This window comes from Virgibacillus profundi, assembly GCF_002287375.1.
Classification (GTDB): domain Bacteria; phylum Bacillota; class Bacilli; order Bacillales; family Amphibacillaceae; genus Virgibacillus_K; species Virgibacillus_K profundi.
Map to the genome: position 1 here is coordinate 191,458 of NZ_NPOA01000008.1, position 14,315 is coordinate 205,772.

Here is a 14,315-nt window from a genome sequence, read left to right on the forward strand (position 1 = left end):
GACTTTTTAAATATATAGCACTTGGTTTTAGGAAAGTTACATAAAAATTACGTTCGCTTATTATTTTGCCTCTTCCAGCGTGGCAGCTGCTTGATTTGTTCTCTCAATTACCAGAGCTAAATTAGACATACGATTTACCTGTTCATCGACCATTGCTTCCAGCTCTTCTATTGTGGCAGTGCTTTCTTCAATTGTTGAAGCCAGATAGTCAACAGAACTATCTATATCTTCTGAGGAGCTTTGTATTTCATTAGCCTGTTTTCCCAAATAGCTTAGGTAACTAGTGAAATTAGCTAACTGGTCGGAAATTTTCAAAAAGTCCCCTTCCGCTTCCTGAGTGCTTGCAGCACTTTTTTGCAGTCTTAGCTTATTCTCATTTACTTCTTTTTGGGCATCCATTGCCTCATATTCAATTTCCTCAAGATTTTTTCTTATATCTTTTGCAGTTTGCTGTGACACTTCAGCTAATTTCCGTACCTCTCCAGCTACAACTGCAAATCCTTTTCCAGCGTCACCAGCCCTGGCAGCCTCAATACTCGCATTTAACGCCAGCAGGTTTGTCTGTTCTGCAATATCCTCAATTTTAGTTGTAAATCCATTATTTTCATGCATTTTTTGAAGAAGGTTTTCCATCATCATGATCAGCTGTTCAAAAGATTGTTGAAATTTAATCATTGTTTCCGATAAACCTTCCATGGATCGTTGCCCTTTTATTGATAGTACCTTTAATTCCTCCCCGTCCTTAGTACTTTTCGTAAAGGAAATCATCATTTTGTCCAATAACTGATTCGTATTATCTGTTTTGGTAGAAATATTACTGGCTGTTTCGGCTTGTGATTGACTTGCTTTCGTAATTTCCTGAAATGCTTCCCTCATCTCTTCCATGGACTGTGAATTCAACTGACTGTCCTGTTCCATACTGTTCATTTGTGATCGAACGTTGACTGCTTCACTTTGAACAATTTCAGTCAGTTTATTCTGTTCAGCAGAAAGCAATTCACTTTCTGTCAAAGCATCCTGTACATTAGTTAACAGCATTCGAGCCACCCTTACTTGGATCATTAAAACGACAAAAACCAAAATAAAAAATACAAGGGTAATTGCTGTGGCTCTTGAATCAAAACCAATTATTTCACCTTTTTCAATCACGATAAAGGTTAGTACGGAAAGTCCCAATACACCACCAGTGAATAAAACTGCCACAGACAATGCTATTGCTGCTACAGCAAGGATATAAAATGCAAACAACATATTTGTAACATAATCAGAGCTCAAAATAATAACAATGGCAACACTGGATAAAGCTATAATGGCTATGTAAGGAATTAATTTGGTGTAAATTCTTTTATAATGGAAAATACCGATTAATCCTACACTAACTGTTCCACCTACTCCAAGAGCCAATAAATTTTCAATTGGTGCACCTACTATAATTTCAATACCTACGCCTAAAAATACCGAAAATAATAAAATATTAAATAAAATTAGATTCTGCCTATCCATTACCGTTTGATTTCTTCCCATAATTTTTCCCCCATTGGCTGTATCTACGAATATAGTCCCAGAATTATATTAAATAAAATGGCCTCACCAAACAAAGGCAAGGCCACTTTTACTTATATCATTTACTCCCAAACAAATTGTTTATATGCTTCACTTAATTCCAAAAATGCTTCTTTATCTCCTGAGTCAATGGAATTGTTTATTGCATTTTCCAGTTTTTCTTTATTCCAATTAAAAAACAGTTCATCCAGGATCAATCTCGATGATAATTTCAATTCAAATGAGATTTCCCGTTTTGCCTGTAGAACTTTACCATCATATCGGTAATATCGATAAATTATTTTTTCCTTTTTCATGGAACACGCCCCCTTGTTCCTTTAATCCTATTATCCTAAATTTTTAGAATAATTGCAACACCTAAGGCTTAAAATAAATTAATTTTATTAATTGAGAGCGGATATTTTTGCCTCGCTAAACTTACTTAGCACAATGCAATATAGATAACCTAATACCTGAATGTTTCTCTAGACCCACCACATACTACTTTGGTAAACTGTTTAAGTATTATTGTTAAGATGTATACTGGAGGCGCCAATACATGAATCATTCTGATAACTTAAAACAAGGTGAAAAAGGGGCTTGGATAAGTATTTTTGCATATATTATCCTCGCTATTACAAAGCTTACGATTGCCCATACTGGAAATTCAGCTGCGCTACATGCAGATGGATTAAACAACTCCACAGATGTGATCGCCTCAATTGCTGTATTGATCGGCTTAAAAATATCCAGAAAGCCACCTGATGAAGATCATCACTATGGTCATTACCGGGCAGAAACAATTGCTTCTTTATTTGCTGCATTTATCATGATGTTTGTTGGTATCCAGGTGATCATCGATACAATTCAAAAAGTAATAGCTGGGGTATCTGTCCAGCCTGACCTTTTGACTGCCTGGGTAGCATTAGGTGCAGCTATCGTCATGTTTTTCGTTTATATGTATAATGTAAAACTGGCAAAAAGAATCCAAAGTAATGCTTTATATGCTGCCGCACAGGACAATCGTTCGGATGCATTGGTTAGTATGGGCGCATTTATTGCAATCATTGGTGCACAATTTGGTTTATTTTGGTTAGACCCCTTTGCGGGATTAATTGTCGGAATTATCATCTGTAAAACAGCGTGGGAGATATTTAAGGATTCGACACATACATTGACAGATGGATTTGATGAGGAACAAATTAAAAAGATCCGTGAAAGCATTACAAAGGATCCTGGGGTAAAAGAGGTCGTTGACGTTAAAGGGCGGATCCATGGAAATTTGGCTTTAATTGATATTACCATTCTCGTTGATCCAAATTTAAATGTTCAGGAAAGTCATGATATTACGGTGCGGATTGAAAAACATCTGGAAAAAAAATATAATATAACACACGCACAAATTCATATTGAACCTTATTATTAAGAAGAGAGTCTGCCTTCAGGTGGCAGACTCTCTTCATTAGTTCATTAACCGTAATAACTCATCAATGCTTTCCCAGCCATATGCCGTTTCCTTATAGCTTCCTTCTCCAATGGATATTGCTTCTTCCCCAACAGGCTTTGCGTAGTATCGTTCATAAAATCGACTTGAGGGATTTTGTTTTAAAATCCATACTAAAATCGACTTTTTCCCCAAAGATTTCATTTCTTCAGCAAATGCTTTTAACAGAATTGCACCTAAACCCATTTTTTGATATTCATCAAGTAGGTAAATCGTATGAATCTCACTATCATAATGAAAACGCTTGGTTCTTTCTGGCCCGCCGGAAATGAAACCGACCACCTTATCTTCGTTATGAATTACGAATGTGCATTGATCTTTTTTCCGGATTCGCAGAACAGTTTCCCAAAGTGCTTTTCGATTTTCATATGTAATATTCGATAAATCCCGTTCATCCAATAAATCGCTGTAAGTACTTTTCCAGCTTGTCACATGAATATGGGCAATTGTTTCTGCATCTTCAAATGTAGCTTTTCGAATTGAAAACATTGTACAACCCCCTTGTAGTTCCCTATTTCTCTTTAGATTTATGTTGATAAAAGAAAAACGGTAGCAATAGCGCCTACTACAACTAAAATAACATTTAATCCTATATAGGCTAAGATAATTGCAACAACTCCCCCAAGTAAACCTATATGGGGCTCATCAGGTTTTACCATTAAAACACCCGGGAAAATCAATGCACCAAGGGCAGCGTATGGGATCGCATTTAACCAGCGATTTACCCAATCACGAAATTGCAGTTTATCCACAATAAATGCTGGAATAATCCTTGGAATCATCGTAACTAGTGACATACCAATAATAATAGCAAAGATCATCTGCGCTCCTCCTTCAGTAAGTAAATTCCGCTGGCACCACCTAAAATTGTCCCAAGAACAATTGCCCAGCCTGTGCTCATGCCAAGCTGTATGCATAATGTGTTAATAAGCATAGCAATAATTGCAATTAAACCGACCTTAAGCTCTTTTTTTACTGAAGGTACCAATAAGCCAATAAACATGGCATATAAGGCAATTCCCATACTTTGGCTCAGCCTTTCAGGAATAACCTCTCCAAGAATTCCACCAAGAAATGAACCGAAAATCCATGAAAAATAAGCAGTTAATATTAATGCGGTATAAAATAATGCACCTTTTTCCATTTTAGCCTCTTTTGGATGTAATGCAGATACTGCAAAGGTTTCATCGGTCAATCCTAATGATAAAGGTGCTTTCCAGTTAAGCCCAATACTCCGAAGACGATTCATGAATGATAAACTCATGACAAAATGGCGGAAATTCAATACAAAGGTTGCAATAATTATTTCGATTGCTCCTGCTCCTACTGCAATCATATTTGCCCCCATAAACTGACTTGCTCCAGCAAAAACCATCACACTCATTAAGGTTAACTCTGTTAATGTCATTCCGGATTGTTTTGCTAAAACTCCATAAGTTATCGCGATTGGCAAATAACCAAGCATTATGGGAAAACCGGTAGCAATACCTTTTCGAACCATATGTATGGACTCTGAACGCCCTTTATTTTCAGCTGTATCAACCGCCATGATAGCACCCCCATAGCAACAATAATTAACCCATTATAACCGAAATTAAAAAAATTAGAAAGAATTAGATTTCGAAAACAATATTGACAGATATAGTTCATACCATGTATATTCAATAATATCTTAAAATTATATACAACAATTCCGGAATGCATAGTAGATTATTTTTTAGCAGCAAGAAGAGACAGAGTATAAGGTGTGAGCTCTGGCAGAATATAATTGAATTACACATTCGAACAAGTGGAATATTACATGAGAGGTTGAATGATTTTTTTCAACAATCAGGGTGGTAACGCGGAGAAAAGCTTCGTCCCTATATAGGGATGAGGCTTTTTTAATTTCTAAAAAAAAGGAGGATTTTATATGTTTCCAATTACCCCTAAACACAATCCGTCACTAACTGAATCCATTTTATTCTTTCTTATCATTGTAGGACTTATAAGCTATTTTATCATCGGGCTGGAAACTGTTCCTCACATCCCCATTCTACTGGGAATCTTTTTATTAACCACCTATGGATTAATCAAAAAGATTTCATTTAAAGATATACAGGATGGAATGATTGAAGGTGCAAAAACCGGAATGGGGGCAGTCTTCCTATTCATGCTTATTGGTATATTAATAAGCAGCTGGATGATCAGTGGTACGATTCCTGCTTTAATAGATACTGGATTTTCACTAATTGGTGGTACATGGTTTTATGCTATTGTATTTGCAGTAACTGCTATTATCGGTGTCTCCCTTGGGAGTTCCCTAACAACAACAGCAACAGTGGGGGTGGCATTTATAGGGATGGCCAGTGCTATGGATGCATCTCTGGCAATTGCTGCCGGTGCAGTTGTCTCAGGAGCATTTTTCGGTGATAAGATGTCACCATTATCCGATACTACAAACCTTGCATCCACTGTTGTAGGTGTAGACTTATTTGAACATATTAAACATATAAGTTTAACAACAATTCCGGCATTCATCATCGCCTTTATTATTTATGTGATTTTATCACCGGATAAGGTCACTACACTTCAAGGTGCAAATGATTATCAAACAGCTCTGGAAACAACGGGATTAATTCATTGGACCTCATGGATTCCTTTAGGCATTCTAATAATATGTACCATTTTTAAAGTGCCGGCATTTGTAGCACTGGGGATCAGTAGCTTAACAGCAACATTGCTTGCAAGCATGAAAGGTAGTCTTCAATGGTCTGATATCTGGTCAATTTGGTTTGACGGCTATAAAGCCACTACTGATTTCAAGCCTGTAAATGAGCTGTTGACTAAGGGTGGTATAAGTAGCATGCTATTTACCATTTCGCTTGTTATTTTAGCCTTGGGATTTGGCGGATTATTGTTTGTAACTGGAATTATTCCGGGTATGTTAAATGCCTTTAAGGAAAAACTGCAAAAAGTTCGGTCAATAATCATATCAACAGCTGCTACAGCCATAGGTGTGAATGTATTAATCGGGGAACAATATCTCTCCATTATGCTGACAGGTGAAACGTACAAGGGTATTTATAATAAGGCTGGTCTTTCTAAGAAGGCACTTTCCAGGACATTGGAGGATGCTGGTACGGTAATCAATCCACTTGTTCCATGGAGTGTATGTGGTGTATTTATTGCAGACGTACTTGGTGTGCCTGTCTTAACCTATTTACCATTTGCTTTCTTTTGCTTATTAAGTCCGCTAATTACAATGATGTTTGGCGGCAGATCACTGGGAACTAAAAAATAAGAGGATGTGCCAGTCTGTAGGCACACCCTCTTGTTTTTTTAACTCTATTCGTATGTTTTATTGCTTTTTACTCCTCGGACTTAATGTAAAAAAAAGACGTAATTACTGTTTGCTATAAGTATTTTCTAGAATCACCGTTCGGGATCGCTCCGGGCGGATGCTTTCCGCGGGCACGGCCTCAGACTCCTCGAGAAAACCACTCTGCGGGGTCTTCGGACACGTGCTATTCCCGCAGGAGTCACCGCCCTTCGTTCACCCGAACTAGTGAGGTGGTTCGATGTTTTGAATATTGATTACTAAGGCAGTTTTTCGGCAGTAACCAGAATTCTAGCGGAGGAAACACATGAAGACTCCTGCGGGAGCAAAGGCATCGGTGAGACCCCGCAGTGCGTAGGAGGCCTCACCAGCCGCCCGCGGAAAGCGAAATGTGTTTCCGTAGCGGTAATAAGACCTACTATCTTTGATTTTACGTAGTCTTTTAAATCTTTGTTGAAAAAAATCTGTTGGTGGGAGTGTTAACTGCAGACCCAATCTTTTATAAAAAAGCACTGTTATATCACCAAATGGTTTCAACCAACTTACGCAAGCCTTCAAGTAGCCTTGGGGATGGTCGGCAAAAAAGTGATTCTTCCAGCACATGGATGTTTCCAGTCTGAATTGCTTTCATCTTATCCCAACCTGGGCGTTTTATTACCAATTGTGGGTTCATTTTATCTTCTTTCACACCAACCCATACCATACAAATGTGATCCGGATTCCGTGCTTTCACATCATCCCAGTCAGTTTGAACACTTGCTATATTTTCATTTGCAAAAACGTTCTCAGCACCTGCCAGTTCACTGATTTCAGTTAACCAATTAACTGAACCCGGAGTGAATACTGGTTTTGGCCACCATTCCCAATACAACGTTGGTTTATCTGTTTGCACAAAGGCTTTTTCACGAAAGTATTCAATCTCTGCATAAAACGCATTAGCCTTCTTTTCACCCAACTCCTCACACTTCAATGCAGCTCCAACTTTTTTAATATCTTCTGCAATTTCATCAAGAGAATTGGGGTTTAGAATAATATAAGAGAGTTTCCTTTCATCCAGTGCTACAATATTCTTTTCCATTCCAGGGACGCTTAGTGAAGCCAGTACGAGGTCAGGCTTCAGTGTAGCGACTTTATCCATATCAATGGAAAGATCAGGCCCTACTTTAGGCAAATCCAGAACAGACCTCGGCCAATCTGAAAAGTCATCCACTCCAACAAGTAGATCTGTTTTCCCCAAATAGTCCATTATTTCTGTATTGCTCGGACAAATAGATACGATTCGCATGACGTCTCCTCCCTATTATTCAAGCACTTATTTATCCTGATCTGTAATCAGCAATGGTCCTTCTTTTGTAATCACAATCGTATGTTCATATTGGGCAGAACGTCCCTTATCAATCGTTCTTGCAGTCCAATTATTTTCATCCATTTTACTTTTCCAGCTACCTTCATTAATCATTGGTTCAATTGTAATAACCATTCCCTCTTTTAACCGAAGTCCTTTATTTGGTAGTCCAAAATGCGGGATATGCGGTTCTTCATGAATCGTTGGTCCAATACCATGACCGGTAAAATCACGAACAACTGAAAAATTTTCTCCTTCAGCATATGTTTGAATTGCATGGCCAATATCACCAATACGATTTCCAGCCTGTGCCTGTTCGATCCCGTTATCCAATGCTGTTTTCGTTACTTCCATTAAACGCTTGCCTTTCTCATCCATATTCCCAACGGCATATGTCCAGGCAGAATCTGCCAGCCCGCCATTTAGGTTTACAACCATATCAACTGTGACCATATCTCCGTCCTTTAACTTCTCATCGCGTGGGAAACCATGACATATTTCATCATTAATCGAAGCACAAATTGCATAGGGGTAACCGTTATATCCTTTCTGCTCAGGTGTTGCTCCATGCTTAGCAAGAAATTTTTCAACAAATGTATCAATTTCCAATGTTGTAATTCCTGGCTTGATCAACTTCGCAATTTCTTTATGACATTGTACAAGCAAATCACCTGCTGCTTGCATTTTTTCAATTTCACGTTTACTTTTTCTTGTTATCATCTATTTTCTTCCTCTCATTAAAATACATTAAACTATATGTTAAACTATTTATAAGACCATATAAATTTTCAATATAAAGTGTACCATACATATATTATTCATAAAAGCAAATAGAAATGAGGGTATCGTGTGATAGAAATTAAAAATGTGAGTAAAAACTTTCCCGGTAAAAACAAAGCAATAAATGAATTAAACTTAACCATACCAGATGGAAAAATTGTTGGCTTTCTTGGACCGAATGGTGCTGGCAAGTCAACGACGATTAAAATGATGACAGGTATTCTGCCAATTGATAAAGGTTCTATTACTTTAAATGGCTATAATATCGAAAAAAATGCCCTTGAAGCTAAGAAGATTTTCGGTTATGTACCGGATCAGCCCGATATGTTTTTACGACTAAAAGGAATTGAGTATTTAAATTTTATTGGTGACATATTTGAAATTCCTAAAGAAATCAGGCAGGAGCGAATTGAAACATTAACAAAGCAATTTAATATTTATAATGCACTTGATGATTACATTCAAACCTATTCACATGGTATGCGGCAAAAAATCATTGTTACGGGTGTATTAATCCATGATCCCGATATTTGGATATTGGATGAACCTTTGACAGGGCTTGATCCAAAATCGGCATATATGTTAAAGGAAATGATGCGTGAACATGCAGATAAAGGAAATACCGTCTTCTTCTCAAGCCACGGTCTTGAGGTTGTCGAACAGCTTTGTGATGAGGTTGCTATTATTAATAAAGGTGAATTGATTTTCCATGGAAATAAGCAGGAAATAAGGGAGCAATTCCAATCTGATCAATCACTTGAAGAATTATTCCTGGAGCTGACAAGTGATGAGTAAAACATGGGTTGTCATGAAAACAATGCTTAAAATGCAATATTCCAAAGCAGGCAAAAGCAATTCACAAATCTGGCTTTATGTGATCGCAGGGCTATTCTTTGTTCCTTTACTATTTTTCTACATTGGGATAATTAATAATCTTGTTGAAGCTTTATATAATGTTCTTCAGCCATTGGGGCAGGATTCACTCATCCTGGGATTATTGTTTCTTGGTATTCATATGCTATTATTCTTAATTAGTTTTATAACTGTATTAAGTGCGTTTTATTTTGCTGAGGATATTGAATCATTTATACCGTTCCCTCTTCATTCCTATCAAGTGCTATTAGGGAAAGCTGCAAATCCCTTTTTATATTTATATTTAACGGCAAGTGCTGTTTTTCTGCCTGCATTCTTTTTTTACGGGGCTATCAGTGGAGCAAACATACTATATTACCTTTATGGAATTATCATGTTTGTGTTACTGCCCATCATCCCTTTTACGATTGCAGCTATCCTTTTGATGCTTGTGATGCGTTTCGTCAACATTGCAAAAAACAAAGATCGCTCAAAAGTGATCGCAGGGATTTTTTCATTGGCTTTTATAATATTAATCAATGTTTTGGTGCGATTAAATACAAATTCAGGTGATTTAATTAACAATCTTGCAGTATTTGTCCAGGAAAAGGATGGGTTATTGCGGATGATAACCTCCTATTATCCTCCAGCTTTTTTCAGTACGATGGGACTAACAGAAGCTTCTTCATTTTCGGGATTCCTTTTTCTTTTAGCTGTGATTGTAATTAGTGCAGCTGCTTTTTTCCTGTTCATTTGGCTTGGTCAGCTTTTATATTTAAAAGGTGTATTAGGAATCGGTGCAGGCAATAAAAGAAAATCATCGCAAAAAAAGATTAAAAAACAAATTGCCGCACGTCCGGTATGGCTGTCTTATATGCTTAAAGAATTACGGATTATTTTTCGTACACCTACTTTTTTTATGCAATGTGTCGTTCAAAGTTTATTTGGACCGGTATTTTTGCTTATTATTTTGATGCTTGATTCAGGTGATTTAACAGGGTTCATGAACATGTTTTCTAAAAAAGAAAGTATGCTTATTTTGTTTATTGCAACTTCAGTCCTTGTTGGATCCAATGCTGCATCCATTTCCTCCATTTCGCGGGAAGGAAAAAGCTGGCCGGCAAATTTATTTCTACCACTTGATCCAAAGCAGATTTTTTTCAGTAAGATTGCAGCTGCCTGGTCACTTAATTTGATTGTTATTGCGTTGGTATTAGCTATTTGTGTGTTTCTATTTCAATTACCAATGGATATGATTCTGATTTGGCTCATCCTTATATTAATCACCAGCTGGTTATCAAGTATCTTGGGAACTTATTTGGACTTACTACAGCCCAAATTAAACTGGACAGATGAACAGGAGGTATTTAAAACAAGATTTATTGGCCTCATCGCCCTAATAATTCAGGTTGGTATATTTGGAGTACTTGTACTGATTTTGTGGAACATTGATGCCATTCAAGGTTTATACACAAGTTCGTTTGTATTATTCATTGTCATTGTCATTGCTACCTTTGTCATGAGCAAATTGTTAAGTAAAAAGATCAAACAAAATGAACATCAGCATATTTAAAAATGCAGAGGGGATGCCCTCTGCATTTTCAGGTTTCACTTAGCAGTATCCGCCGCCATAGCCACCACCGTAACCGCCGCCGTAGCCACCGCCACCAGTATATGCGGTACCGATAATAATTAGCAAAATAAATAATACGACTAACAATGCAAATCCAGAGCCGTATCCTCCGCCGCCTTTGCTCATTTCTTTCCCTCCCTGTTTTACAGATTAATATAAATTATGCTTAGGGAAACAAAATGGGAAGGGCGGTTGTTTAGTTTGGGCTGATTATAAAAAGTAAAACAGCGTATTTTTCATAAAATTTTTAGGTAATCTTCTTGCAATAGTTTTGTACTTTTATCATTGGCCAATTGTTAATTCCTATATTGTTGATTAATTAACCGAAGTATTAACTCTTTCATATCGATAAAACGTGGAAATATTGGTTTCTCAGTGGTTCCTGCAATCACCAACGGTACAAGTGTTTCTTGTTTGTGTAATGAACCGTGTGCAGCACCTCCAAGATGGAATGGTGTAGACTGGGCTTTAAATTCACAACCTGGTTTAGCATTAACCACAATAAAACGACCCGAATGAGAGTGTAATGCGCTATAAAGCCTGGCTAATGCATCTGGATAATCCCCATAGGACAACTTTTTATCATGGGTCATGTGCAAATCCAGAAGTTTACGCTCTCCTTCAATATCCCATGTCTGTTCATACACATCCATAAATTCTCCGCTTGGACGAAAGCTTAATAAACCTTTACTCATACCAGACGCAACTCGAATGAAGTCCTTGTCTTTCCAGGCAATGATATCGATACGATGATCCCCCTGAAGTCGTTCGATTATATCGGAGAATGGAATATTTTTATCCAATAGGTAAACATAAGCCATACGCTGATTTACACAAAATACTAGCTGGTCCTTTTTATGGACGGGTCGCTGAAGTCGGGCAATACGATATTTTTTCAGTATTTTACGTAAATCGATAATAACGTTGCGGTACTTATATCCTTGTGGGGCATGCCCATTATCTCCCATAACTAGCCAAGTATTTCGATTGAGCGCTTCTTCCCAACTTGAATATAAATTTAATGTTTTTTGAATTTCCTTATCAATTTTGGCAATTCCTTTTATATCCATTGGTCCTCTGAAATGAATACGGGCATCCAAATCCTGAAATATACAAAAAGTAAACCCCGGAAGTTTTTTCTTGCGGATTAAATGTCTAAGCTCTCTGGCTGTATATTTATAATTCCCAGCAGCTATTTGTGGTGTAAACGCCTGCGGTCTTAGTTTGGAAAATACACCTAAAGAGAAAATCGAAGTAGCATTAGTAGTCCACTCACCTTTTTCAAACTTGGTCAATGTGCTGAATAACCGAGGAACATGTAAACGATTCGGTATATTTCCGCGGTAAACAAAGGAATTAATGGAAGCGGAAGGAATTCCCTTGGCAGCTAAATCCTCATAGATAGTTGAAACCTCACTACTCATGTGTTCATTATTCAGTTTGTAGAGCATGTTATGGGTGGACCGCCTCATACCTAACCTAAAGGTTTCACGGAAGCCAGTACCATAGTTAATAATCTCTTTTTGGGAATTATCGAACCAATTTAGTCCTGGGATATGGTGTTTGTCTGCATATGTACCTGTCAAAAGACTGCTGTCAATCGTTACTGACATTGTTGGAAACGAACTGACCATATTGGAAATATAAGTCCCGTTTTCCATTAAAAATTGTAAGGCAGGAGCACGTCCGGTTTGGACAGCTACTTCCAGCGGTTTAGGCATCAATGAATCGATGTTCAGCAATATTACTGGTTTTAATTGTGGGTTTTGATTCATATTGATTCATCCTCACTACTATCCACGTTATTATAGAAACCAAAAAAACATCCTGATTAACACCACTTATATTTTGATATTTAACTTTTTATATTCTAACCACTTTTTCTCTTTTATATCCAAACATGAAATAATTGCCAGTGCCGGCGAAAAAAACACATATAAACAAAAAAAGACTAACCTAACGGAAAAAGAGTTCTTCTTGTAAAATCAGGAGATGATTAAAAACTCATTGATAAAAGAGGCTGGTTTATAAAACAACGAAGGGAAAATTATCTTAATGTTTTTTTGATATCTAATACAAATGCTTTGCTGTAATGAGCAAAAAAAGAAGCCGCTTCAATACGACTTCTATTAATGTTTAAATCAACGTTTTATGCCAATACTTTAAGAAAAAGTTTGGAAAGTTGAATAGCTTCCTAAAACGGGCTACAAATATTCCTTTACATTGTACACTTTGCCATTTATGATACTGGCTTCATCTGTCAAAATATCAACGAGGACACCACCTACAGCATCCGTATCTTTTAGTAATTTATTTTTCTTGTAGTCTTTAAAAGTTTCTACATCTGCAAATTCTTCTTCTGAGCTCGATCGGATCTTTTCCTGCATAGCTGTATCCATAATGCCAGGACTGAAGGCGATCAATTTATGTTCCGTATTTAATTGATCCTGTTCCAATGCAACTGTTTCTGTATACATATTTAAAGACGCTTTCGTACTGCAATAAGCACTCCAGCCGTAAACAGGTCGCTCAGCCGCACCTGAAGTAACGGCTGCAGCGATAAGTGGGACTTGATAGTCACTTGCCTTTTTCAAAAAAAGGTTCGTCAACACCATTGGTGCAATGGTATTCACTTGAACATGATATGCCAAATCCTCACCATTGATATTCATCGCCTGATCCATTGGTTCCAGAACTGCTGCATTATTGACTAAATATACGCCGGATAATTCCTGATTAAATATTTCGTTGGTTATTTGATTAAATGTTTCCTCGATAGCTTTTAAATCACTTAAATCACAACTGAATTGCTGAAAGCTTACATTGTTTTGTTCAGCAACTTTATTTAATGTTTCTGAATTACTCCTGGAAATACCAATAACATGAATGCCCTGTTCTAAAAATAATTCAGCAACAGATTGGCCCAACCCACGTGAAACTCCAGTTATAACTGCAAATTTCATCCAAGAAACCTCCCATTCCTGATATTTTATATTATAAAAAGCTGTTTTCTAAAAGGTCACAAAATATATAAAATGCGACATTGTCCAATAGAGCTTGCCTATACGACCGATGGAAACAATTTTTGATAGAAATGGTCGTATAGAACGCTTCTATATGCCCAATTGATGCTGAAACAAGTAGAAACGGTCACATAGACCGCTTTTATGAGCCCGAACGAAGCCGTAACAGGTGGAAACGGTCGTATAGAGAAGTCAAGTCCTTAATTCTGTGTAATTTCCTAATACAAGTTTTCAACTATTTATTTGGCTTTTATATTGAATTTTATTTGGTAGGGAGGGGCCCCTCCCTACCAAATAAAATTTTCGCGTCAAAATTC

The 14,315-nt window shown here is 37.2% G+C and carries 13 protein-coding genes and 1 pseudogene; 4 read left to right on the forward strand and 10 right to left on the reverse strand.

The window, feature by feature from the left end; genetic code table 11:
* Window positions 1-60: 60 nt before the first annotated feature.
* Together CIL05_RS13105 and CIL05_RS13110 are read right to left on the reverse strand one after the other, a co-directional pair.
* Window positions 61-1,524 carry a methyl-accepting chemotaxis protein gene (locus tag CIL05_RS13105; RefSeq protein WP_095655994.1) on the reverse strand — a complete coding sequence of 488 codons (1,464 nt, stop codon included), beginning with the start codon at window positions 1,522-1,524 and terminating at the stop codon, window positions 61-63.
* Window positions 1,525-1,625: 101 nt separating this feature from the next.
* Entirely contained in the window at window positions 1,626-1,859 is a 234-nt protein-coding gene (locus CIL05_RS13110) for an IDEAL domain-containing protein (protein WP_095655995.1), read from the reverse strand.
* A 242-nt stretch (window positions 1,860-2,101) separates the two neighbouring features.
* Between CIL05_RS13110 and CIL05_RS13115 the strand changes: the two genes are divergently transcribed.
* Window positions 2,102-2,968 carry a cation diffusion facilitator family transporter gene (locus CIL05_RS13115; RefSeq protein WP_095655996.1) on the forward strand — a complete coding sequence of 289 codons (867 nt, stop codon included), beginning with the start codon at window positions 2,102-2,104 and terminating at the stop codon, window positions 2,966-2,968.
* A 36-nt stretch (window positions 2,969-3,004) separates the two neighbouring features.
* Here the strand turns inward: CIL05_RS13115 and CIL05_RS13120 are convergent, their stop codons facing one another.
* The 3 genes from CIL05_RS13120 to CIL05_RS13130 are packed head-to-tail and all read right to left on the reverse strand — an operon-like array spanning window position 3,005 to window position 4,595.
* Window positions 3,005-3,535, reverse strand: a complete 531-nt coding sequence (locus CIL05_RS13120; RefSeq protein ID WP_095655997.1) for a GNAT family N-acetyltransferase — start codon at window positions 3,533-3,535, stop codon at window positions 3,005-3,007.
* A 38-nt stretch (window positions 3,536-3,573) separates the two neighbouring features.
* A complete protein-coding gene (locus CIL05_RS13125; RefSeq protein ID WP_095655998.1) occupies window positions 3,574-3,867 on the reverse strand; it encodes an AzlD domain-containing protein in 294 nt (97 codons plus the stop codon).
* Window positions 3,864-4,595, reverse strand: a complete 732-nt coding sequence (locus CIL05_RS13130; RefSeq protein ID WP_095655999.1) for an AzlC family ABC transporter permease — start codon at window positions 4,593-4,595, stop codon at window positions 3,864-3,866. Before CIL05_RS13130 ends, CIL05_RS13125 begins: the two co-directional genes overlap by 4 nt.
* A 363-nt stretch (window positions 4,596-4,958) precedes the next feature.
* Here CIL05_RS13130 and nhaC point away from each other — a divergent pair, with 363 nt between their 5' ends.
* Window positions 4,959-6,329 carry a Na+/H+ antiporter NhaC gene (gene nhaC, locus CIL05_RS13135; RefSeq protein ID WP_095656000.1) on the forward strand — a complete coding sequence of 457 codons (1,371 nt, stop codon included), beginning with the start codon at window positions 4,959-4,961 and terminating at the stop codon, window positions 6,327-6,329.
* A gap of 556 nt (window positions 6,330-6,885) precedes the next feature.
* Here nhaC and CIL05_RS13140 read toward each other — a convergent pair.
* Both CIL05_RS13140 and map read right to left on the reverse strand, forming a co-directional pair.
* Window positions 6,886-7,650 carry a cobalamin-binding protein gene (locus CIL05_RS13140; RefSeq protein WP_095656001.1) on the reverse strand — a complete coding sequence of 255 codons (765 nt, stop codon included), beginning with the start codon at window positions 7,648-7,650 and terminating at the stop codon, window positions 6,886-6,888.
* Window positions 7,651-7,677: 27 nt separating this feature from the next.
* Window positions 7,678-8,430, reverse strand: a complete 753-nt coding sequence (gene map / locus CIL05_RS13145; RefSeq protein WP_095656002.1) for a type I methionyl aminopeptidase — start codon at window positions 8,428-8,430, stop codon at window positions 7,678-7,680.
* 129 nt (window positions 8,431-8,559) lie between these two features.
* Here map and CIL05_RS13150 point away from each other — a divergent pair, with 129 nt between their 5' ends.
* Together CIL05_RS13150 and CIL05_RS13155 are read left to right on the forward strand one after the other, a co-directional pair.
* Window positions 8,560-9,285 (forward strand): ABC transporter ATP-binding protein, encoded by a 726-nt coding sequence (locus CIL05_RS13150; protein ID WP_095656003.1) that lies wholly within the window; start codon window positions 8,560-8,562, stop codon window positions 9,283-9,285.
* Window positions 9,278-10,915 carry a putative ABC transporter permease subunit gene (locus CIL05_RS13155; protein WP_095656004.1) on the forward strand — a complete coding sequence of 546 codons (1,638 nt, stop codon included), beginning with the start codon at window positions 9,278-9,280 and terminating at the stop codon, window positions 10,913-10,915. Before CIL05_RS13150 ends, CIL05_RS13155 begins: the two co-directional genes overlap by 8 nt.
* A gap of 99 nt (window positions 10,916-11,014) precedes the next feature.
* On the opposite strand, the pseudogene CIL05_RS22650 reads toward CIL05_RS13155, so the two are convergent.
* The 3 genes and pseudogenes from CIL05_RS22650 to CIL05_RS13170 all read right to left on the reverse strand — a co-directional run.
* A pseudogene (locus tag CIL05_RS22650) lies at window positions 11,015-11,101 on the reverse strand (YjcZ family sporulation protein); the annotation flags it as partial.
* 170 nt (window positions 11,102-11,271) lie between these two features.
* Window positions 11,272-12,750: an alkaline phosphatase family protein gene (locus CIL05_RS13165; protein ID WP_095656006.1), complete on the reverse strand. Its 1,479-nt coding sequence runs from the start codon at window positions 12,748-12,750 to the stop codon at window positions 11,272-11,274.
* Between the two features lie 429 nt (window positions 12,751-13,179).
* A complete protein-coding gene (locus tag CIL05_RS13170; protein WP_095656007.1) occupies window positions 13,180-13,938 on the reverse strand; it encodes a (S)-benzoin forming benzil reductase in 759 nt (252 codons plus the stop codon).
* Window positions 13,939-14,315 lie beyond the last annotated feature (377 nt).